Annotated in this window: 15 protein-coding genes; 8 read left to right on the forward strand and 7 right to left on the reverse strand. The window is 68.3% G+C overall.

Features of this window, described 5'->3' with window-relative positions; genetic code table 11:
• Positions 1-165 precede the first annotated feature (165 nt).
• Entirely contained in the window at positions 166-2,274 is a 2,109-nt protein-coding gene (locus tag AC1DN2_RS11825) for a DNA gyrase/topoisomerase IV subunit B (protein ID WP_018772397.1), read from the forward strand.
• A 39-nt stretch (positions 2,275-2,313) separates the two neighbouring features.
• Here AC1DN2_RS11825 and AC1DN2_RS11830 read toward each other — a convergent pair whose 3' ends face one another.
• Together AC1DN2_RS11830 and AC1DN2_RS11835 are read right to left on the reverse strand one after the other, a co-directional pair.
• On the reverse strand, positions 2,314-3,303 hold the full coding sequence (locus AC1DN2_RS11830) for a M56 family metallopeptidase (RefSeq protein WP_223917105.1): 990 nt from the start codon (positions 3,301-3,303) through the stop codon (positions 2,314-2,316).
• Between the two features lie 6 nt (positions 3,304-3,309).
• Positions 3,310-3,696 (reverse strand): BlaI/MecI/CopY family transcriptional regulator, encoded by a 387-nt coding sequence (locus AC1DN2_RS11835; protein WP_018772400.1) that lies wholly within the window; start codon positions 3,694-3,696, stop codon positions 3,310-3,312.
• A 319-nt stretch (positions 3,697-4,015) separates the two neighbouring features.
• Between AC1DN2_RS11835 and AC1DN2_RS11840 the strand changes: the two genes are divergently transcribed.
• The 4 genes from AC1DN2_RS11840 (at position 4,016) to AC1DN2_RS11855 (ending at position 11,465) form a co-directional block, all read left to right on the forward strand.
• Positions 4,016-5,611: a cytochrome ubiquinol oxidase subunit I gene (locus AC1DN2_RS11840; protein WP_476850457.1), complete on the forward strand. Its 1,596-nt coding sequence runs from the start codon at positions 4,016-4,018 to the stop codon at positions 5,609-5,611.
• 62 nt (positions 5,612-5,673) lie between these two features.
• Positions 5,674-6,723, forward strand: coding sequence for a cytochrome d ubiquinol oxidase subunit II (cydB, locus tag AC1DN2_RS11845; RefSeq protein ID WP_476850458.1), 1,050 nt, complete (start codon positions 5,674-5,676; stop codon positions 6,721-6,723).
• Between the two features lie 8 nt (positions 6,724-6,731).
• Positions 6,732-10,367: a thiol reductant ABC exporter subunit CydD gene (cydD, locus tag AC1DN2_RS11850; protein ID WP_476850459.1), complete on the forward strand. Its 3,636-nt coding sequence runs from the start codon at positions 6,732-6,734 to the stop codon at positions 10,365-10,367.
• Between the two features lie 21 nt (positions 10,368-10,388).
• Positions 10,389-11,465 (forward strand): GNAT family N-acetyltransferase, encoded by a 1,077-nt coding sequence (locus tag AC1DN2_RS11855; RefSeq protein WP_476850460.1) that lies wholly within the window; start codon positions 10,389-10,391, stop codon positions 11,463-11,465.
• Positions 11,466-11,545: 80 nt separating this feature from the next.
• Here AC1DN2_RS11855 and AC1DN2_RS11860 read toward each other — a convergent pair whose 3' ends face one another.
• From AC1DN2_RS11860 to AC1DN2_RS11875, 4 genes are all read right to left on the reverse strand, one after another.
• Entirely contained in the window at positions 11,546-12,064 is a 519-nt protein-coding gene (locus AC1DN2_RS11860; protein WP_476850461.1) for a DinB family protein, read from the reverse strand.
• A gap of 175 nt (positions 12,065-12,239) precedes the next feature.
• On the reverse strand, positions 12,240-12,863 hold the full coding sequence (locus tag AC1DN2_RS11865) for a DUF305 domain-containing protein (RefSeq protein ID WP_476850462.1): 624 nt from the start codon (positions 12,861-12,863) through the stop codon (positions 12,240-12,242).
• A gap of 761 nt (positions 12,864-13,624) precedes the next feature.
• Positions 13,625-15,076: a multicopper oxidase family protein gene (locus tag AC1DN2_RS11870; RefSeq protein ID WP_476850463.1), complete on the reverse strand. Its 1,452-nt coding sequence runs from the start codon at positions 15,074-15,076 to the stop codon at positions 13,625-13,627.
• An 8-nt stretch (positions 15,077-15,084) separates the two neighbouring features.
• On the reverse strand, positions 15,085-15,342 hold the full coding sequence (locus AC1DN2_RS11875) for an SHOCT domain-containing protein (protein WP_476850464.1): 258 nt from the start codon (positions 15,340-15,342) through the stop codon (positions 15,085-15,087).
• A gap of 246 nt (positions 15,343-15,588) precedes the next feature.
• Here AC1DN2_RS11875 and AC1DN2_RS11880 point away from each other — a divergent pair, with 246 nt between their 5' ends.
• The gene (locus tag AC1DN2_RS11880) at positions 15,589-15,972 is read left to right on the forward strand and encodes a VOC family protein (protein WP_223917085.1); all 384 of its coding nucleotides are present in this window, start codon (positions 15,589-15,591) and stop codon (positions 15,970-15,972) included.
• Between the two features lie 120 nt (positions 15,973-16,092).
• On the opposite strand, the gene AC1DN2_RS11885 is transcribed toward AC1DN2_RS11880, so the two are convergent.
• Positions 16,093-18,633, reverse strand: a complete 2,541-nt coding sequence (locus tag AC1DN2_RS11885) for a DNA gyrase/topoisomerase IV subunit A (protein WP_476850465.1) — start codon at positions 18,631-18,633, stop codon at positions 16,093-16,095.
• A gap of 67 nt (positions 18,634-18,700) precedes the next feature.
• Here AC1DN2_RS11885 and AC1DN2_RS11890 point away from each other — a divergent pair, with 67 nt between their 5' ends.
• Positions 18,701-21,412: a bifunctional acetate--CoA ligase family protein/GNAT family N-acetyltransferase gene (locus AC1DN2_RS11890; protein ID WP_476850466.1), complete on the forward strand. Its 2,712-nt coding sequence runs from the start codon at positions 18,701-18,703 to the stop codon at positions 21,410-21,412.
• 80 nt (positions 21,413-21,492) lie between these two features.
• Entirely contained in the window at positions 21,493-22,236 is a 744-nt protein-coding gene (locus AC1DN2_RS11895; RefSeq protein ID WP_223917079.1) for a DUF5998 family protein, read from the forward strand.
• Positions 22,237-22,296: the final 60 nt, after the last annotated feature.

The following is a 22,296-nucleotide window of genomic DNA, read 5'->3' on the forward strand; positions in this document are numbered from 1 at the left end:
GCGTATCACGTCTCAGTAACGGCGGGTGGCCGGAGAGCCCCCGCGGGGAGTGGCAGACCGTCGATCACCCGGAGTCCGACTAACCTAGGAAGTGCGTCAAATTCTGTGACTGCCGCCTGCGCACGCTGCGGTGGCTGTCCCGATCCTTTAAGGAGTTCACGACCCGTGGCACCCAGTTCTGATTACACCGCCCGGCACCTCTCCGTGCTGGAGGGCCTCGAGGCCGTCCGTAAGCGCCCGGGCATGTACATCGGCTCCACGGACTCCCGCGGCCTCATGCACTGCCTCTGGGAAATCATCGACAACTCCGTCGACGAGGCCCTCGCCGGCTTCGGCCACGACATCAAGATCATCCTCCACGCGGACAACTCAGTCGAGATCCACGACGACGGCCGCGGCATCCCCGTGGACGTCGAACCGAAAACCGGGCTGACCGGCGTCGAAGTCGTCTTCACCAAACTGCACGCCGGCGGAAAGTTCGGCGGCGGCTCCTACACCGCTTCCGGCGGCTTGCATGGCGTGGGCGCCTCGGTGGTCAACGCGCTCTCGGCCCGCCTCGACGTCGAAGTGGACCGAGGCGGCAAGACGTACAAGATGTCCTTCCGCCGGGGGGAACCGGGCCGGTTCAAGGATCCGGGCACCAAGCCGGACCCCGCGACCCTGTTCGAACCCTTCATCGACGGCTCTGTGCTCGATGTCGTGGGCAAGGCCAAGCGCGGCGTGACCGGAACCCGGATCCGCTACTGGGCGGACCGGCAGATATTCACGCCCGACGCCAAATTCTCCTACGATGACCTCGCCGCGCGTGCCCGCCAGACCTCGTTCCTGGTCCCCGGACTGAAGCTCACGGTCCGGGATGAACGCAGGATTGCCGGCACGCCCGGAGAATCGGGCCCGCATGAAGAGGTCTTCCACCACGACGGCGGCATCTCCGAATTTGTCGACTTCCTCGCCGCCGACCCCGCCGTCACGGATATCTGGCGCCTCCACGGTGCCGGGAAATTCAAGGAAACCGTCCCCGTCCTCGACGAAAAGGGCCACAGCCAGCTCGCGGAGGTCGAACGCGACTGTGAGGTCGACGTCGCGCTGCGCTGGGGGATTGGCTACGACAGCACGGTCCGGACCTTCGTCAACATCATTTCCACGCCCAAGGGCGGCACCCACCAGTCCGGCTTCGAGCAGGCCCTGCTCAAGACCTTCCGCAAGGCCGTGGAGACCAATGCCCGCAAGCTCAAGGCCGGCAACGACAAGATTGAAAAGGACGACATCTTCGCCGGCCTGACCGCGGTCCTGACCGTCCGGCTGGCCGAACCGCAGTTCGAGGGCCAGACTAAGGAAATCCTGGGCACCTCCGCCGTCCGGGCCATTGTGGCCAAGGTGGTGGAACAGGAGATCACCGCGAAGCTGACCTCCGCCAACCGCAACGACAAGGCCCAGTCCGCGCTGCTGCTGGAAAAGATCGTCAGCGAGATGAAGTCCCGCATCTCGGCGCGCGTCCACAAGGAAACCCAGCGCCGCAAGAATGCGCTGGAAACCTCCTCCATGCCCACCAAGCTGGCCGACTGCCGTACCGACGACGTCGGACGCTCCGAACTGTTCATCGTCGAAGGTGACTCCGCGCTCGGCACCGCCAAGCTGGCGCGGTCCTCCGACTTCCAGGCGCTCCTGCCGATCCGCGGCAAAATCCTCAACGTCCAGAAAGCCTCGGTGGGGGACATGCTCTCCAACGCCGAGTGCGCTGCCCTGATCCAGGTGGTGGGGGCCGGTTCCGGCCGCACGTTCGACATCAGCGCCGCCCGGTACGGCAAAGTGATCCTGATGACCGACGCCGACGTCGACGGCGCCCACATCCGGACCCTGCTCCTGACGCTCTTCTTCCGCTACATGCGTCCGATGATCGACGAGGGGCGCGTCTTCGCCGCCGTCCCGCCGCTGCACCGGGTGGAGGTCGTCAACGCCGGCCAGAAGGCCAACGAGATGATCTACACCTACTCCGAGGCTGAGCTCCATGTCCTGCTGGCGCGGCTCGCCAAAGAGGGCAAGCGCTACAAGGAGCCGATCCAGCGGTACAAGGGGCTGGGCGAAATGGATGCCGAACAGCTGGCCGAAACCACCATGGACCCGCGACACCGGACGCTCCGCAAGGTCGGGATCGAGAACGCCAAGCAGGCCGAAGAGACTTTCGACCTCCTCATGGGCTCGGACGTGGCGCCGCGCAAAGACTTCATCATTGCAGGCGCCGCCAATCTGGACCGGGAGCGCATCGACGCCTGACGTTCCGCCGGCGGGGACGGGCTGGCCGGAAGAACGGACTTAGCCGAGCAGGCCGGGGACCAGCAGCAGGGCCGTCGGCACTGCCAGGAGCAGCACACAGCAGGCCAGGACAGCGGCGCGCAGCGGTTCCGACAACGGCGGCTGCGGCGAGAGCAGGCGGCTGACGCGTGACGCCGTCGTGCCCGCCGAGCCGCTGCCTCCGGTGGCGCCGGGCTGGCTGGGGTCGCCGTCGGCCACGCCGGGCTCGCCGAACGCCAGGCGCACCGCGGGGGTGGCCGGGGACCCGCTGGCCACAATGGCAATCGCCCTGATCAGGGTCGCCTTGCTCTCCGTCTTGAGCGCGACGTCGTCGGCCAGCATCTCGATCAGGGAGTTGACCGACTCCTGCGCCAGCCGGGTGGTGGGCAGCCACGGCAGCGCCTGGCGCCACGCGGCGAAGGCCCACAGCAGGAGGTGGTGGCGCTGGCTCAGGTGGGCGTTCTCGTGAATTAGCACGGCACGCAACTCATCGGGCTCCAGGGCGGCCATGAGGCCGTCGGAGAGAACCGTCACGGACCGTGCGCCGCCGGGCAGGCAGTACGCCACCGGCGAGTCCACGTTCAGGACCATCGTCCCCGGGCCGTCGGAGGACGGCGACGCCAGGAGGTCCAGCAGCTCGCGGTGGCGGCGGCGCTGGCGCTGGATCTTGTAGTAGGTCAGCAGCAGGGTAAATACCAGGTGCGCCGTCAGCAGGGCCGCGGCCGAGAGCGCAAAGATGTGCCAGAAACCCAGTTCCGTGGTGGGGGCATTGTGGAAGACCATGCCAGCCAGCGCCCGCAGGCCGGAGAGCAGGTTGTCCCCGACCGGCTCGAGCCCGTAAACCAGCATGGCGCCGATCATGGACAGGCCACCGGCCAGCGCGATCGCCTGCCACAACAGCATCGCCGTGAAGGGGGAGCGGGCCGGCCACTGGGCACGGGAGAGGAGGACAGGCACCGGCCACGCCAATGCTATCGCCAGGACCGCCAGAAAATATGAGGTCCAGAACATCGGGCGCTAGCTGCGGCCCAAAAGCTTGCGCAGGGTTTCTGCCTCGTTATCCGTGACGGAACCAATGAACCGGGCCAGGACGGCTTCGCGGTCCGGGGCGGAGCCGAGGACCTCGTGCATGAGTTCCGCGGTGTGGTCCGCACGGCTCGAGACGGCCTGGTAGCGGTGCGGGCGGGTACCGCGTTCGCGTTCCACCAGACCCTTCCGCTCAAGGCGCGAGAGTACGGTCAGCACCGTGGTGACCGCGAGGTCTTTGCCCACGTGTCCGGCGCTGCCGTCCTGGGGCTGGGTGCTTTGTGCGAGGAGGTCCCGCAGCGTGTTGGCTGTCGCAGCTTCTTGGCCTGCCCAGAGCAGGTCCATCACTGCCCGTTCCAGTTCACCGAGACTTGCCATTGCGTACATCCTTCTATGCCTGCCGCGCCGGCGTCATGCTGGGAAACTGCTGGTGCCTGCCGGGGCGGTGTGTGTGAATACTTCGTTTACAAATTTACCGCGTTTTGCGCATTCTTTCTACATGAAGTAGAACACGGCCGCCCGGCGTGTCGCCCCGCCGGCCCGCGGCGGCGGGAGAGGGTCTTTGTTCCATTGCAGGCCGTGACGTGCCGTGGGAGTCTGAGTTACGGGGAAGCGACGATGTGTTCTACACTCTGTAGAAGAATTACTTCTACGCCACGTAGAAGTTGCTCGGACCTAGCCAAAAGTAGGGACTGCCTTGGACGCCTTGGAAATCGCACGCTGGCAATTCGGAATCACCACGGTCTACCACTTCATGATGGTGCCGCTCACGATCGGCCTCGGGCTGGTGGTGGCTGTGATCCAGACGCTCTGGTACCGCACCGGCAAGCCGGAATATCTGCGCATGACCAAGTTCTGGGGCAAGCTCTTCCTGATCAACTTCATCATGGGCGTGGCCACCGGCATCGTGCAGGAGTTCCAGTTCGGCATGGCCTGGAGCGAGTACAGCCGCTTTGTCGGTGACGTCTTTGGCGCCCCGCTGGCCCTGGAAGCGCTGTTGGCGTTCTTCGTCGAGTCAACCTTCCTGGGCCTGTGGATCTTCGGCTGGAAACAGCTCAAGCCCGCCGTCCACCTGGCCTGCCTCTGGATCGCCGTCATTGGTTCCGTCTTCTCGGCCTACTTCATCATCGTGGCCAACAGCTGGATGCAACACCCCGTCGGCGTCGAAATGGTCAACGGCCGGCCCGTCATGACCGACGCGTGGGCCGTCTTCACCAACAACACGGCCCTGGTGGCCGTGCCCCACACTCTCTTCGGCGCCCTCGCCGTCGCCGGCGGGTTCCTGCTCGGCATTGCCTGGTACCACCTGTGGCGCCGCCGCCACGACGGCATCGACACCATCGGGGGCGACGGCAAGGTGATCCCCGGCGAAGCCGCCGGCATCCTCGGCCGGGACCGCAGTGACCACACCGTCTGGATCCGCTCGCTGAGGATCGGCGCCGTCGTCGCCATGATTTCCTTCGCGGGCACCGCCGTCACCGGAGATCTTCAGGGCAAGCTCATGTTCGAGCAGCAGCCCATGAAGATGGCCGCCGCCGAGGCTGCCTGCCATGATGGCACCGGCTTCTCGGTCCTCAGCGTCGGCAACCTCGGCGCCAAGAACTGCGATGACATCGTGGCCGTGATCGAGGTCCCCGGCATCCTGTCCTTCCTGGCCAAGGGCGACTTCACCACGGAGGTCAAGGGCGTCAACAGCCTGCTGGGCGAGTACCAGGCCAAGTACGGCACCACCCTGCCGGACAACCCCATCTACGGGGACCGCGCCGGACAGCAAATCCAGTACGTGCCCGTCATGGAAGTCACCTACTGGGGCTTCCGGATGATGATCGGCTTCGGCGGCGTGGCCGCCCTCGCCGCCCTCCTGGCACTGTGGGCCACCCGCAAGGGAACCGTGCCGGCCTCCCGCGGCCTCATGCGCCTGGCGGTGTTCGGGATTCTCGCACCGTTTGGTGCCAACGCGGCGGGCTGGATCTTTACCGAGATGGGCCGCCAGCCGTTCGTCGTCGCTCCCAACCCGGACCCCAGCGGCATCGACCAGGTCTTCATGTTCACCGCCGCGGCCGTCTCACCGGGTGTTTCGGCCGGAGAGATCCTGACCTCCCTTGTGGTCCTGACCTCCATCTATGCTGTGCTGCTGGTGGTGGAGGTCAAGCTCCTGGTCAAGTACATCCGCGGCGGCGTGGCCTCGGCCATGCCGGAACTTGCCCACGCTCCCGTTGACGAAAACGAGGACACCACCCCCCGGGGCGGTCCCGGCAAACCCGACGACGACGTCCTGGCGTTCGCCTACTAGGCGCCCGCCCGGCAACCCACCACCCAGCAACCCACACGAAAAATACGCAGAGGATTCTCAGCATGGAACTGCTACCCACCATCTGGTTCGTTGCCATCGCGGTGCTGTGGACGGGCTATCTCTTCCTCGAGGGCTTCGACCTCGGCGTCGGCATGCTGATGAAGGGATTCGCCCGGAACAACACGGAACGCCGCGTCCTGATCAACACGATCGGCCCGGTCTGGGACGGCAACGAAGTCTGGCTCCTGACCGCCGGCGGCGCCACCTTCGCGGCGTTTCCGCTCTGGTACGCCTCGCTGTTCTCCGCCCTGTACCTGCCACTCCTGCTGGTCCTCGTGGCGCTCATTTTCCGGGCGGTCGCCTTCGAATACCGCGGCAAGGTGGACAACCCCCGGTGGCGCGCCCGCTGGGACTGGGCCATCTCGGCAGGGTCGTTCGTCGCGGCCTTCGGCGTCGGCGCCGCACTGGCCCTGACCACCACGGGACTGCCGCTGAACGCCAACGGCGACCGAGAGGGCGGCCCGTTTGCCTGGTTCAGCGGCTACGCCGTGCTCGGCGGGCTCGCCGTCGTCGGATTTTCCCTCCTGCACGGTCTCGGGTTCCTGGCCCTGAAGACCGACGGCGAGGTACGCCACCGGGCGCGGGCCCGGTTCGTCCGGCTGCTGCCCGTGCTGCTGCTGCCCATGGCCGGCTGGGCGGTGAGCCTCCAGCTCCTCAGCGGCGAGGCGTGGACCATCGCCGCCGTGGTCGGCGCCGTCGCCGCCGCAGTCCTGGCGTGGAATTTCGCCCGCAAGGGTGCCGAAGGCCGTGCCTTCATGTCGCTGGGTGCATTCCTCCTGCTCGGCAGCGCCTCCATCTTCGGTGCCGCCTTCCCCGTGGTCCTTCCGTCCACGCTGGATCCCGCGTTCAATCTCACCGTCTCCAACGCCTCGTCCTCGGACTACACCCTGGGCCTGATGAGCATCGTGGCCTGCATCGGGCTGCCGCTGGTCCTGGCGTACCAGGCCTGGACGTACTGGGTGTTCCGGCGCCGGGTGAGCGCAGCGCATATCCCGGAGGCGCACAGCTTCCTTCCCGCGATCGCCGCCAAAGCGCTGGCACCGAAGGACTAACTTCCCAGATGAGACCGTTCCCCGCCGGCCCCTCGACCCGTTCCGCCCTCTACCTGCTGGGACTGCTTGCCGCCCTGAAAGCCCTCTCGCTCGTGCTCATGGCGCAGGCTGTGGCATCGATGCTCGCCGGGCTCGCCGCTCATGACACCGCCTGGGCAGACCAGCTGGTTCTGGGCGCCGCGGGGGCGGTGCTGCGCTCACTGACGGTATGGGGCCAGTCCGTGGCCTCACGCCGGGCGGCGCTCGGAGTGAAGGAGGAGCTGCGCTCGCAACTGCTGGAGCAGGCGCTCAGGAACGGCACGCGGTCTGCCGGGCCCGCCGACGGCGGCCTCGCCGTGCTCGCCACCCGGGGGCTGGACGCCCTGGATAGCTACTACACCCAGTTCCTGCCCGCGCTGGTGAACTGCGCGGCCATTCCGCTGCTGCTGGGCGCCCGCATCCTGTTCGCCGACTGGGTCAGCGCCGTGGTGATCGTGCTGACGGTGCCGCTGGTGCCGCTGTTCATGATCCTGATCGGGCGGTACACCGAGGAACGTGTCAGGGACGCCCAGTCCGCGCTGGCACGGCTCTCCGGGCACATGCTCGAGCTCGCCAAAGGCCTGCCCGTCCTCGTGGGCCTGGGCCGGGCCTCCGCCCAGCGCCAGGCGCTGGAGGACATGTCCGAGGAATATCGTTCCCGGACCATGGGGACTTTGCGCACGGCCTTCCTCTCCGCCCTGGCCCTCGAGCTCATCTCGACGATTTCCGTGGCGGTCGTCGCCGTGTTCATCGGCGTCCGCCTGGTCAACGGCGACATGGCGCTTGAGGCAGGGCTGCTTGCGCTCATCCTCGCTCCCGACTGCTACCTTCCGCTCCGGGAGCTCGGCACCGCACACCACGCCAGCGACGACGGCCGGGCAGCGCTCGCCGAAACCACAGCGGTCCTCGCGGATCCCGGAGCTGCGCCCCTGGATCCGACGCCGGCCTCCGTTCCTGCTGCCGGCCCGCCCGCCGTCACCGTGGACGGACTGACCGTCCGCTTCGGCGGACGCACGGACGCCGCCGTCGGACCGTTGAGCTTCACCGCCGCCGCCGGCCAGATCACGGCACTCGACGGTGCCAGCGGCGCCGGCAAGAGCACCGTGCTCGGAGTCCTCGCCGGGACCATCGGGACGGATGCAGGGACCGCCGTGTCCGGACGCCTCGGAGGATTCACGACGGCGGATCTCGCCTGGGTGCCACAGCATCCCGTCATGTTGGCTTCCACGGTGCTGGACGAGATCCGCCTGTATCTCGGCGTTCCCGCCGACGAAGCCGACGCCGCCACGGCCGGCACCGAGGCGGGCGCGGAAGCCGATGCGGCAGCGCAGCGGTGCCTGGCAGCCGTGGGCGCGGGGCACCTGGCGGCCAAGCACCCGGCCGAGCTGAGCCCGGGGGAGCTGAGGCGGGTTGCTCTGGCCCGCGGGCTGGCGAGGATCGAGGCCGGCGCCCGCGTACTGCTCCTGGATGAACCCACCGCCCATCTGGACCGGGGATCGGCCACACTGGTCAATCGGGCCCTCGCCGGGCTCCGGGGAAAGGTCACCGTGCTGCTCGTTGCGCACGACCGGCACACCCGGGACCTTGCCGACACTCTCGTCGCGGTTACGCCGGGAGCCGGCGGCCACCACGGCGGTGAACTTCCGGCCCTCGTCCCGCCACTGCCGGCATCCGCCGGGGGAGAGCCGGGCGTGCAGGCGGCGGCCACCCGGGCGCCCTTCCTCGTGGACGCCGCGGCGCCGGGCCAAAGCCAGACCCCGGACCCAACCCCGACCCCGGATCCGGCCCCGGGCCGCCCCGAAACCGGCCCCGCTCCTGCCGCGGCCGCCGGTTCGGTCAGCTCAATCGGCTCCGGCGCGGCCGGCCCGTCCGGTTCGGTCCCTGCCCAGCTGCGTCGCCTGCTGGCCCCGGTCAAGGGCCGGTTCGCCGCCGCCGGAGCCGTAGGCACGTTGGCGGCCCTGTTCGCCGTCGCCCTCGCGGGGCTGTCCGGCTGGCTCATCATCCGGGCCAGTGAACAGCCGCCCATCCTGTACCTGCTCACCGCGATCGTCGGCGTGAGGTTTTTCGGCGTCGGCCGGGCGTGCCTGCGGTACTCCGAGCGGTTGCTGCTGCACGATGCCGTGTTCGCCGCCTTGACCCGGCTCCGGGGCCGGCTCTGGGAGTCGCTGAGCCGCCGGGCGCTGTCCCTGCGCCGGCTCCTGCAGGGCGGCAACGTACTCGGCACGGTGGTGGACGACGTCGACACGGTCCGCGAGCTTTTGCCCCGCGTCGTGCTGCCGCCCGTGACCGCCGTCGCTGTCGCCGCGGCCGCAGTGGCCGGGATCGGACTGCTGCTTCCCGCTGCGCTGCCTGCCGTGGCCGCGGCAGCGCTGCTGAGCATCGTCGTTGCCCCCGCCCTGGCGTTGGCCGCCGACCGCATGTCTGCCGGCACCGAACAAAGCCTCCGTTCCGGCGTGCTCCGTCACGTTGCCGCAGCCCTGGACGCCCGCGCGGAACTGCACGCGAACGGCGTCAGCGCCCCCGTGCTCAATGCGATTGGCCGGGCGGACCGGGCCGCGACGGCAGCCTCACAACGGTCGGCATGGGCGGAGGGTCTCGGCCAGGCCCTGACCGTCCTGGCCTGTGCCGGGGCCGCCCTGGCCAGCGCAGTGCTGGCCGCCCCGCTCGCCCTGAGCGGCGCGGTCAAACCGGAGACTGTTGCCGTCGTCGTCCTCGTGCAGCTGGCCCTGGTGGACCCTTACGCGGCCATCACCACGGCCGTGCGACAGTATCCCGCGCTGCGCGCCGTGATGCGGCGGATCAGCGCGGCGGGAGTCCTGGAGGCCGGGGCGGACAGTGACGCGGACGGCGGCGCCGCAACGGGCGGACTGGTGCCCGTGGCTTCGCGGCCCGGCGGCCGGCCAGGGATTGAACTCGTGGACCTCGCTGCCGCGTGGCCTGGCGGCGGAAATGTCTTCAGCGGACTCACGGCCGAGGCCGGCCCCGGGCGCTGGCTGGCCGTCACCGGCGCCTCCGGCTCCGGCAAATCGACCCTGCTGGCCACGGTCCTGGGGTTCCTGCCGGCGGCCGGCGGCCACCTGTACCTGAGCGGACGCGCCGCCTGGTGCCCGCAGGAGGCACACCTGTTCGATTCGACCATCCGCGGCAACCTTCTCCTGGCGCGGCCGGAGCCAGCTCCCGCCAGGACGGACAGTGCGCAGCGTGGACCCGGCGGCGCCGTGGTGGCCAACGGGGACGAGCAGATGCGGGCTTCCCTCGACGCCGTCGGACTCGGCCCGATGCTGGCCCGGCTTGAGGCCGGCCTGGACACCCGGATCGGCCCGGGCGGGGCCTTCCTCAGCGGCGGAGAGCGTACGCGCCTGGCCGTTGCGCGCACGCTCATGACCGGGGCCGACGTCATCCTGCTCGATGAACCGACGGCGCACCTCGATGCGGAGTCAGGCAGGCTCATGCTCGCCGAATTGCGCGACGGGCTGCGCGACCGGACCGTTGTCCTGGTCACCCACAACCCGGACGATATCGACGCCGCGGACACCAGGCTGGACCTGGACGCCGCAGCCGCGGCTGCCGCCGTGGGCGCCGCGGGCGAGGGTCCAGCGGCGGCGGCCGTGCTGGCGCGCGGGTAACCCGCCTATTAGCCTGTTGCCATGAACCGCAACGGCGAGCTCCACCCCCGGCCCGCGCTCGATCCCCGGCTGTCCTGGCGGCCGGCGGAGCGCCGCTACCTCGACGCGTGGGCCGGGCTGATTGCCCGCACGGCCGCCGTCGAGCAACCCGTCTGGTTCGAACGCCAGGCGGATCTGGAACAGATCCTGGAGTCGAAAAATAACCCGGCAACGGCAAACACCATCATCGGCTTCGATCCGGAGGGCGTTGCCCGGGCTTACGGCCGGATCACCAAGAACCGCGACGGTGACAAGGCGAACGGCTCCGGCTGCGTTGACCCTGAGTGGCAGGGGAGCGGGATCGGCACCTCGGTGCTGGGCTGGATGGAACAGCGGACCAGGGACCGCTTTGCCGAGGACGCACGGCCGGCCGGCACAGTTGGGGATGCCGGCACAGCTTTGGCGGCCGGCGATGCCGGGGGGACCGGGGTCGTCCCGCGGCCGAGACTGCGGCTCCATACCGAGCAGCAGCACCAGCACCAGGCCGCCTTGTTCGCCGGCTCCGGCTACGGCGTTGTCCGCTATTACAACGAGATGCACCGGCAACTGAACCAGGCTGTGCCTGAATCCTCCCTGGACCCCGGACTGGAGCTCGTCACTTTTGGTCCGGAGTTGCATGAACCGGTGCGGCTGGCGCACAACGCGGCATTCCGGGACCACTGGGGCAGTGAGCCCCGCGACCAGGAGGGTTGGGGCTTTGTGGTGAATGATCCGCAGGCCCGGCCGGACCTGAGCGGCGTCGTGCTGGACCGTTCTACCGGCACGGTGGCCGGGTACCAGTTGGCCACCCACGACGTCGGGGCCGCCCTGACCCGCGGCTTCCGCGAAGGCTACACGGAGCTCCTCGGCGTCCAGCGGGAGTACCGTGGCCGGGGCATCGCGCAGGTGCTTTTGGCCGATGCCATGCGCCGCTTCGCGGCCGCGGGCATGGACGTGGCCTCGCTGGATGTCGACTCGGAGAACCCGACCGGGGCCCTCGCGCTCTACATCAAGATGGGCTATGTGGCCGTCAACCGGAGCATGGCGTGGGACAAGGAGCTTCAGCCGGCAGCGCCGTAGGGGCCGCCTCGGGGAACCGCAGACCTGCGCCTGCCCGCCGGCCGTCCGCGTGGCTGCCGTCCGCGCGCCAGTTCTTCGCGTTAGCCGTCCACGTCGTGGAGATGGTGGACGACGTCGTGCAGGAAATACTGCGCGAAGGTCAGGACAGTGAACACTGAGCCGTTGCTCCGGGTCCCCAAGCGGACCCAATCCTCCTCCGTTACCCGTGCAAAGGACGCTGCAATCTGCTCGCCCTCGGCCGTCAACTCGACGCCGACCTGGGCTGGATCGGCGTTGGCGTAGTCCTGCTCGATTGCCGTCTTGTCCTGGTCCCAGTCATCGAACCGGGCATCGTCCTCGGACAACATGAGGGACAGGCGGTGATCGAAAAGCGTGAAGACGTCCCGGACGTGGCAGCCATACTCGAGGACGGACCACGCTGCCTCGTTGGGCCGTTCCGTCGCGTCCGGACGTCGGAGGGCTGCACGCCACCGCGGGAGCATGCTGATGACGATCCCCGGCGCCGTGGCCGGGGTCGCGGCGGAGGCATCGAAACCGCACTCGGGGCAGGGCCGCGACAGGACCCAAGTCCAGTCCTTGGAATCCGGAATGATAGGCATTCCAGCAGTGTAGGTGCATTTGTTCCGCCGGGCATCCCGACCCGTCGCTGCAGCCGGTGCGGCACCCAGGTACGAGGCCAAAGCAGCACCGCCGTCGGCCGATGCTTTGACGACGTCGGCCGTGGCCGCCCAGTTGACGGCCCCGGTCCGAAGACGGACCGGGGCCGGGACGCTGCTAGAGGCTGGCCAGCAGGTCCTTCATCTCCTGGATTTCAGCTTCCTGGGCGGTCACGATTGCCTTGCTGAGGCTGATGGCGTCAGGGTTCTTGCCTTGGCTGCTTTCAGTCTTGGCCATCATCACCGCGCCCTCGTGGTGGGCGATCATCTGGGCCAGGAACAGCTTGGCCGCGTCGTTGCCCTGGGCGGCGTCGAGCGTCTTGAGGTCGTCGTCGCCCATCATCCCGTCGCCCATGCCATGGCCGGACGCCATCTGGGTGGGTTCGTTCCAGGTCTTGAGCCAGCCCGTCATCTGCGCGATTTCGGGTGCCTGTGCGGCCTTGATCTTGGTGGCGAGTGCGGTGATCCGCGCGTCCATGCCCTGTTTCCTGAGCATCATGTCGCTCATTTCCACGGCCTGGGCGTGGTGCGGGATCATCCCTTGGGTGAACATGGTGTCTGCCGTGTTGTGGTCTGCGGTTGCGGGGGCTGAGCTGGATGCCATGCCCATGCCGCGGCTGCCCATGCCCGGCATGGTGTTAGTGGGTGTGCTTCCGGAGGTGCCGGCGCAGCCGGCTAGGGCGATGGCGGCGGAAATGCCGAAGGCAGAAATTGTGGCAGAGATGGTCAGGGTTTTCTTCATGGGGTCAAGTCCTTCAATCATCAATCGGCGTTGTGGCACGCCTGCGGATGACACGCCCGCGCCGCTGGAAGAACGGGATGGAGCGTGTCGGGTAAGTAGGGACGCCGGGCACGACACGGCGCGATCCCGTCTTACGTCCGGCTGATGGACAGATCGCCCGGCGAAGGACTTGCGGGGCGATAGAAGTAGGCCCTGACGGCGGCGTCGCTGTGCGTGTCCGGGTTGTGCATTGAGGCCGGTGCCGTGCCAGGCGGGGGCGCGGCCAGGGACGTCATTGCCGCCGAGGGCACACAGGCCGAGTGCATTGACGCAGCGTCGGCGCAGTTCGATTGGCATACGCACGAAGCCGCTGGGGCAGCGGCCCGGCTGTCGGCCGTCAGGTCGGGACCGGCTGGGGTCGCAGGGCGCGGAGCCAAGGAGTCACGGCCCATGGTGCGCTCTTGCAGGGCATGGGCGGCCGGATGAGGTGCGAGGCCGGTCTCCGGCCGGGAAGACGACCCCGCGGTTTCCGCGGAGGATGTCATCGCGGTCATGGCATGAGCGCCATGCATTCCGGTCATGATGTGCATCCCGAGGAATCCAGCCATGACGGCCAGCAGGCCCACTAGCAGGAATCCGCGGCGAAGGGCGGTTGCGGCATGGCTCATGAAAGCTGCGGCCATGGCATTCTCCCTCCGGTTGGCAGTGTTGGACGGTAGCCAGGTTAAGGCTACAGGCTGCGCATTGGCCGGGCCGTCGTCGGGATACTTGCTCCCGCTGGGCTAGCGGACTTCGATGACGCCCATCATTCCTTGGTCCTCGTGGTCCAGGATGTGGCAGTGGTACACGGAGCGGCCGGTGAAATCCTTGAAGTGGATCCGGACCCGCACCTGTCCGTTGGCGGGTATGTTGACGACGTCACGCCAGACGGGCTGGCCCTGCGCCTGGCTCTGTTCTTCGATGATCTGCATCGGCCAGACGTGCAGGTGGAAAGGATGGTCCATCGGGCTGGGATTGATCAGGGTCCACTCCTCCACCGTCTGCGCGGCCACGGTGGTGTCCGTCCGGCTTGCGTTGAATTCACGGCCGTTGATGGTGAAAGTCATTCCCATCCCCATCCCCATACCGCCGACGGCGAAGGTCAGCTGCCGGCGAGCGGCAACGGCCGCGGTCCTCAGGTCTGCCGCTGCGGGCCGGGCCGGCACCGCCGGAGGAGGAGCGGGCGGGGCGCCGGAGACCGAGAGGGTCGCCAGCACGAGATCCCCTGTGCCCTGGGCGCCGTTGGGGGCTGGCCCTGCCGGTCCCATCATGCCGGCCATGCTGCCACGGTTGTAGTAGACGGCAGCGAGAGTGGCGTCACCCTCGACAGCTGTGACCAGGACATCTGCACGGTTGCCCGGCGCCAGCAGCACCTCGTCCACGTTCCGGGGTTCGGGGAAGCGGCCGGAATCCATGCCGAGGAGCTGCATCTGCTGCCCGTCCAGGCGCAGCTGCAGGTAGCGGGCCACGCAGGTGTTCACGATCCGCCACCGCTCACGCTCGCCCGGCCGGGCGGAAAGTTTCGGGTTGCTTTGGCCGTTGACCAGGACAAGTTCACCTTCCCGGCCGAGCATTCGGTCCATGGGCGAGGGGCCGGCGACGGTTCCGGAGCCGTCCAGGGTGATGTCAGAGACGACCATCACCCGCTCGCGGCTGACGTCCACGGGCTGTGCGTCCTCGACGATGATCGCACCGAACAGGCCGGCGAAAATCTGATCGGCGACCATGCCGTGATGGTGGGGGTGGTACCAGTACACGCCGGGCGGGTGGTCCGCAGGGAGCCGGTACTCGTAGCGGAACGAGTGGCCGGGCTCGACGACGTTGAAAACGTTGTCTCCGTTGCCTCGGGGTGAAACGTGGAGTCCGTGGACGTGCAGGTTTGTCGGGACGTCCATGCTGTTGACCAGCTCGACGGCGAACACGTCCCCACCCCTCAAACGCAGGGTTGGGCCGGGGATTCCGCCGTTGTAGCCAAGCGCCGAGGCCTGCTGGCCGCCGAGCTGCACTGAGCCAGCGGACGCTTCGAGCCGGACCTGCAACTGTCCGTTGCTGCTGCGCAGCTGCTTCGGCTCGGTGAAGTCTCCGCCCGCGACGGACGCGAACCGGGAACTGACCGTCCACCAGAGCCCGGCTCCGCCGGCGGCTATGGCTGCCGTGCCGACGCCGCCCAGCAGGAGCGCGGTCCGGCGGCTCATTGGGAGCACTATTGGTCCTCGCCGAGAACCTTTAGCTGCTCGCGGTATTGCTCCGCCGTCAGTTCACCCCGGGCAAAGCGTTCATCGAGGATCTGCCGGGCCCGGCTCCTGCGTGGGTAGGGCCCCTGCGGTCCCTGCATCCCGCTGTGACTGCCGCCTCCGGCAAACATGCGCACGGCGACCAGTACCAGCAGCGCTATGCCGATGAGCAGCAGTATGCCCCACATCCACATCCAGGCCATATTCATGCCGTAGCCCCACATCAAGACCGGTGCCCTTTCGCCTCAGACCATTGCTATTCCGATTCTTTGGCCGACCCCGGCTGCCCGGTAGAGTCCGAAGGCCTCCCCGCCCCGGGAGCCTCGAGCTACACGCACTCACGGATATCGAGTGCGCGCATGCCCGGCCGTGCCCCGCCGGCCAAGGAAATCGGCGTCGCGGTTTCTCAGGTACGTGGGGGATGTGGAGGAGTATCATTCCTTCCGGGGGGCGGGCCTGGAAAGAGAATAGCCATGCTCAAGGACAAGCAAGTCGGCGCAGTGCTACCGGCAGCGGACATCGCCCGTGCACGGGATTTTTACCGCGATAAGCTCGGACTCGAACCCGAGAACGCGGATGCCGAGGACAACCTGCAGTACAAGTGCGGCGGCGGTACCGGGTTCCTCCTGTACCAGACGCCCAATGCCGGAACGGCCAAGAACACGCAGATCGGCTGGGTGGTCGATGACCTTCCGGGTGCCGTTGCGGAACTCCGAGCCAAGGGAGTCGTCTTCGAGGAATACGACTTCCCGGGCCTAAAAACGGAGGACGGCATCGCCACCACTCCGGACGGAAGCTCGGCCGCGTGGTTCCTGGACACGGAGGGCAACATCCTGAGCCTCAACCACATGCCCTAGCGCCGGCCCACAGGATGCGGGCAAGGCTTCCGGGACTGAGATCGCCGGAGGCAACGCCGGATCACGAATCCCGGCCGGAGCGCGACAGCGCCGCCGGCCGGGTTTCGTTCGTCCGCGGTCCTACGTGTCGTTGCCGGCTTCCGGGTCCTCTGACCACGCCATGCTGGGTCCAATGGCGTCGATCGCCTGGGACAGCGGAATGCCGGAGCCGTCGCGGCGGCCATGCTCGCCGGGGAGTGAGCGCGCCACACCTGCCAGGGAGGACGCCTTGGCCGGACCGTGCCCAGCCCAGCCGAGCAGCAGCGTGTCCTCGCCCTTGAGGAAACGGTGTGCCCGCACCCCGGCAGTCGCCCGGCCCTTGACCGGGTACTCGGCCAGGGCGGTGACCTTCGCGGCCCCGGGGGCTGTGCCCGGCAGCGCGCCTTCCGTCCCCGCGATGGTCACGACGACGGCGGCGGCGTCAGCGGGGCTGGCGGTCCCGAAGAACATCACCCGGTCCCCGGCGGCCAGCTTGATCCCGGCCATGCCGCCGGCGGTCCGGCCCTGCGGGCGGACGGCGGAGGCACTGAAGCGCAGCAGTTGGGCCTGGCGCGTGATGAAGACGAGGTCGTCGTCGTCGGACCCGGCGGGGGCAACGCCCACCACGGTGTCCTTGTCCTTGAGCGCGATCGCTTCCCAGTCTTCGCGGTTCAGCGGATAGTCCGGCTGCACACGTTTGACCACGCCCTGGGCGGTTCCGATTGCCAGAACCTGGTCCAGCGGCGCGAAAGCCACCAGCGATTCCCCCTTGAGCAAAGTGATGAAATCCTTGGCCGCTACCCCGCCGGCCATGTTGGGGGTACCCGAGGTTGGCGGCAGCACAGGCATGTCCATGACCTGCAGGCGCAGCATGCGGCCCTGCGAGGTCACGGCGGCGATCTCGCCGCGGGCGGTGGTTTTGACCACGGAGGAGAAGACGTCATGCCGGGTTCGCGGTCCGGCCTCGGCCAGGCTGTCCTGGTTGGCGGTGCGGGCAATCTGCCCGGACACGGTGAGGATGGCCCAGCAAGGATCGTCCGCGATCTCAAGGGCCAGCGGTGCGGCCTTGCCCTTGGCCCCGGCGGCTGCGCCCAGTGCCGCGGCGACGGTGGGGGAGACGGCCTCGGATTCCAGCAGGACGGTCCGGCGCGGTGTGCCGTACTTCTCCGCGATCTCGCCGAGTTCGTCGGACACCAGGGCACGGAGCAGCGCGGGGGAGCCCAGGATCGCTTCAAGCTCCGCGATCTCCCGGCGGAGCTCCTCTTGCTCCTTCTCCAGCTCGACCCGCGAATATTTGGTCAGCTGCCGCAGCCGCAGTTCCAGGATGAAGTTGGCCTGGATCTCGGAGAGATCGTAGATGGACATCAGCCGGGTACGGGCCTCGGCCACCTCGTCGGAGGACCGGATGATCTGGATGACCTCGTCAATGTCCACGATCGCGACCAGGAGGCCCTCGACCAGGTGCAGGCGGTCCTTCTTCTTGCCCAGCCGGAAGGCGGTGCGGCGCCGGACCACATTGATCCGGTGGTCCACGTAGACCGAGAGCAGCTGGAGCAGCCCGAGGGTCTGCGGCTGGCCGTCGACGAGCGTCACATTGTTGATGCCGAAGGAGTCTTCCATCGGGGTGTAGCGGTAGAGCTGCTGGAGCACGGCAGTGGGATTGAAGCCGTTCTTGAGCTCAATGACCAGGCGCAGGCCGTGCTTGCGGTCGGTGAGGTCCACGACGTCGCTGATGCCGGTGAGCTTCTTGGCGTTGACGGCATCCTTGATCTTCTCGATCACCTTCTCGGGGCCCACCATGTAAGGCAGTTCCGTGACCACCAGGCCGGTGCGGCGGGCCGAGAGCTGCTCGATGTCCACCTTTGCCCGGGTCTTGAAGGATCCGCGGCCGGTGGCATAGGCGTCGCGGATGCCGTCCAGGCCCACAATCCGGCCACCGGTGGGCAGGTCCGGGCCGGGGACGAACCTCATGATGTCCTCGAGCGTGGCGTCCGGGTTGTCGATCAGGTGCCGGGCCGCGGCGATGACCTCCACCAGGTTGTGCGGGGCCATATTGGTGGCCATGCCGACGGCGATGCCCGTCGCGCCGTTGACCAGCAGGTTGGGGAACGCGGCCGGCAGCACGTCCGGCTGGGTCAGCTGGTTGTCGTAGTTGGGAACGAAATCGACGACGTCCTCGTCGAGGTGGTCGGTGAGGGTCAGGGCCGCGGCCGCCAGCCGGGCTTCCGTGTAGCGGGGGGCCGCCGGGCCGTCGTCGAGCGAGCCAAAGTTACCGTGTCCGTCGATCAGCGGCAGCCGCAGGGAAAAGTCCTGGGCCATCCGCACCATGGCGTCGTAGATCGCGGCGTCACCGTGCGGGTGCAGCTTGCCCATGACCTCGCCCACCACGCGGGCGCTCTTGACGTGGCCGCGGTCCGGGCGCAGCCCCATGTCGGACATCATGTAGAGGATCCGCCGCTGGACGGGCTTCAGGCCGTCGCGGGCGTCGGGAAGGGCCCGCGAATAGATCACCGAATAGGCGTATTCGAGGAATGAGCCTTCCATCTCGGACGTGACATCGATATCGACGATGTTCTCGACGAATTTTCCTGCGGAATCGTGGCTGGGTTCCCCTGCCGGGGGCGTGGTTTGGCGGCGTGCCATAAGGCTGGTGGATCCTTCTGAGGGGTGCTGAACGGGTACTGCGTAAGTTTATGACTAGGCTAAGCCTATGGTGGATCAGCCGGCGGACGGCGTATATCCGGAATATTGGGAAGCCGATGTTGTCCTGCGCGACGGCGGCACGGCGCATGTGCGCCCCATCCACCCCTCCGATGCAGATGCGGTCCAGGCCTTCCACGTGGGCCAGTCCCAGAAGTCCATCTACATGCGCTTCTTCGCCTTCAAGTCCAAGCTTTCCAGCAAGGAACTCAAGCGCTTCACCGAGGTGGACTACAAGGACCGGGTGGCCCTGGTGATCACCATCGGCGGCGAAATCCTGGGCATCGGCCGTTACGACCGGCTCGATGACCCGGCCGAGGCCGAGGTCGCCTTCAACATCGCCGACGCCCACCAGGGCCGCGGCATCGGCTCGATCCTGCTCGAACACCTCGCCGCCGCGGCCCGCGAGAACGGGATCCGCAAGTTCAGCGCCGAGGTGCTTCCGGAGAACCGCAAGATGCTCATGGTCTTCTCCGACGCCGGCTACGACGTCAAACGGCACTTCGACGACGGCGTGGTCAGCCTCGAGTTCAACATCGACCCCACCGACAAATCCCGCGCCGTGATGGAATCCCGCGAGCACCGCGCCGAAGCCCGCAGCATCCAGGAACTGCTCGCTCCGGCGTCCGTGGCCGTGATCGGAGCCAGCCGCAAATGGGGCACCGTGGGCTACCAGCTGCTCGAGCACGTGATCGAAGGCGGCTTCAGCGGCCCGGTCTATGCGATCAACCCGGAGGCCCTGGAACTGGCCGGCATGCTTTCCTTCGCCCGGCTCTCCGAGGTTCCCGGCCCGGTTACGCTCGCCATCATCGCGGTCCCGTACGACGAGGTCCCCAAGGTGGTCCAGGAATGCGCGGCCGCCGGGGTCAAGGGAATCGTGGTGGCCACCGCGGGGTACGCGGACGACGGCGAACGCGGCCTGGCGCGCCAGCGCGAACTGGTGCGGCAGGCTCGAGAAAACGGCATGCGCGTGATCGGCCCGGCGTCCCTGGGCATCGTCAACACCAACCCGGCCGTGTCCCTCAACGCCTCGATGGCACCGGCCCTGGCCCGTCGCGGCGGGTTGGGGCTGTTCAGCCAGTCGGCCGCGATCGGCGTCTCGCTCTACGCGGCCTCCAGCCGGCGCCGGGTTGGCATCTCGACCTTCCTTTCGGCCGGCAACCGGGCCGACGTCTCCGGCAACGACATGATGCAGTACTGGGAAGACGATGCCGACACCACGGCGGTGGGCCTGTACCTGGAATCGATCGGCAACCCGCGCAAGTTCTCCCGGCTGGCCCGCCGACTGGCCCGCACCAAGCCGGTGATTGTGGCCAAGTCCGACGCCATGGGCCTGAATCTGCCGCCCGGGCACTCCGTCCGCACCACCCAGGCTCCCTCGGAAGCGCTGGATGCCATGATGCGGCAGGCCGGGGTGATCCGGGTCGAGACCATCGAAGAGCTCATGGACGTCGCCCAGATCGTCTCGAGCCAGCCGCTGCCCGGGGGCCCCGGAATCGCCGTCTTCAGCAACTCGCGCGCCCTTGGCAAGGTGGTAGCAGACAGTGCCGCCCGCCAGGGGCTCGGCGTGGAACGGATCGTGACAGACGTGGACCTGGACGCGGGCATGTCCCGGGCGCTGCCGGCCCTGCGCCGGAGCCTGCAGGAAACCCTGACCGCGGACACGGTGTACGCCGCGGTGGTCGCGCTGCTGCCGGCGCACGGTCTCACCGTCGAAAAGATCGCCGGAGTGCTGGCCGAATGCTCCGCGGCGGCCGGCAAGCCGGTGGTTGCCGCCTTTAGCGGAATCCTTGATCCCTCCATCTATGTGGAGGGAATGGTCGGCGCCGAACCTGAACAGCCGCACCAGCCCGCGCCCGCTCCGCCGGTCCCGTGCTACTCCAACCCGGGTGCGGCGGTCGCGGCCCTTGCCGCCGTCGTGCGCTACGCCCAGTGGCTGGACCGGGACCAGGGACTGTTCGTGGAGCCCGATGGGTGCCACCCGGAGGCCGCCCGGGCGGACCTGGAGCTGCTGCTGCGCGATGTGGGCGGCGAGCAGCTCGTCCGGCTGGACCAGGACACGGCCGCCCGGCTGCTGGGCCACTACGGCATCCGGCTGGTCCCGTCCGTCGGGTTCGAGACGGCGGAGGAGGCCGTGGCCGCGGCCGGGCAGCTCGGCTGGCCTGTGGCCTTGAAGGCCACGGACCCGGCACTGCGGCACCGGCTGGACCTGGGAGGTGTGCGGCTGGACATCCAGGACGCCGATTCGTTGCGGCGCAACGTGCTGGAGATGCGCAAGTCGCTCGAGCGGTACGGCTCGCCGTCCCTGGAAGTGCAGACCATGGTACCCGTGGGGCAGGCCTGCACTTTCCGGGCCATCGAAGACCCGCTGCTGGGGCCGGTGATCTCCTTCGGCCTGGCCGGAGACGCCGTGAACCTGCTCGATGACTGGGCCCACCGCGTGCCGCCGCTCTCCGGCTCCGACGTCCACGACTTCGTCCGGGCGCCCCGGGCGTCGCGGAAGCTTTTCGGCTACCAGGGCCTGCCCGCCGTCGACGTCGCGGCACTCGAGGACCTCGCCGCCCGCCTCACCAGGCTGAAGGACAACCACCCGGAGATCGCGCTGGTGCATTTCAATCCCGTCCTCGCCGGGCCCGATGGTGCCTCGATCCTGGCCGCCGATGTCAGGATCGCGAACGCCGCCCAGCGGACCGACAGTGCGCGCCGGGCGATGCGCAGTTAGGGTCTAACCTCCCCGGCTGCAGCCCGCCTCCAGGGCCCGGCAGTTAGCAAGTCCCATGCTGATCTGTGAAAATGGAGACTATGAGCACCCAGCCTCCAGCACCCAAGCCCCTGGCGACCGCCCCCGCACGCCAGACCGCGCACCACCACGGCCTCCATGACCACAGTGCGCAGGGCCAGAGCCTGGAAGGGGCCCTCCAGCAGGCCGGTTTCTACCCCCGGCTCGTGGCCGACGTCGTCGCCGATGCCCTGGATGGCCGCGATTGCGTGGCCCACCTCGTACATCTCGAGACACACTTCGACCGGGCCGAGGTCCGCCGCCACATCACCGTCCTGGTGTTGACCGACGACATGTTGGTCATCACCCATGTCGACGACCAGCAGCTCGACGAGGCCGGCGAGCAGACCGTCGCCCAGGTGTCCACCGAGTCCGTTCCCGTCACCCAGATCCGCTCCGTGGTCTTGAGCTATGTCTACGCCCAGCCGCAGGACTACAAGCCTTCCGACCCTGTCCGCGAGCTGACGTTGTCCATTGCATGGTCCGGCGGCCAGCGCCTCGACATGGGTCCGGCCAGCTGCGGGGACCCGCAGTGCGAGGCCGATCACGGCTACAGCGGCACCATTGCCCAGGAAGACATCGTCCTGCGCATCAGCGCCGAAGCGGACGGCCTGCAGGCCGTACAAGACGCCAAGCTCTTCGCCCGCGCCCTCCGCGCTGTGAACACCGGCTCCGCGGCGCCGGTCCCGCACAACGGGCCCGGGCTGCCGCCCCGACCGCGGATGGGCGTGTTCGGAAACCGCCTCAGCCGCGGCCACCAGCGCTGACATGGCCCATTTCCGTCAGCCTGAGCCCGCCGAAGATCAGCTGACAGTCCCGGTATTGGC

The organism is Arthrobacter sp. 01L42, from assembly GCF_056400005.1.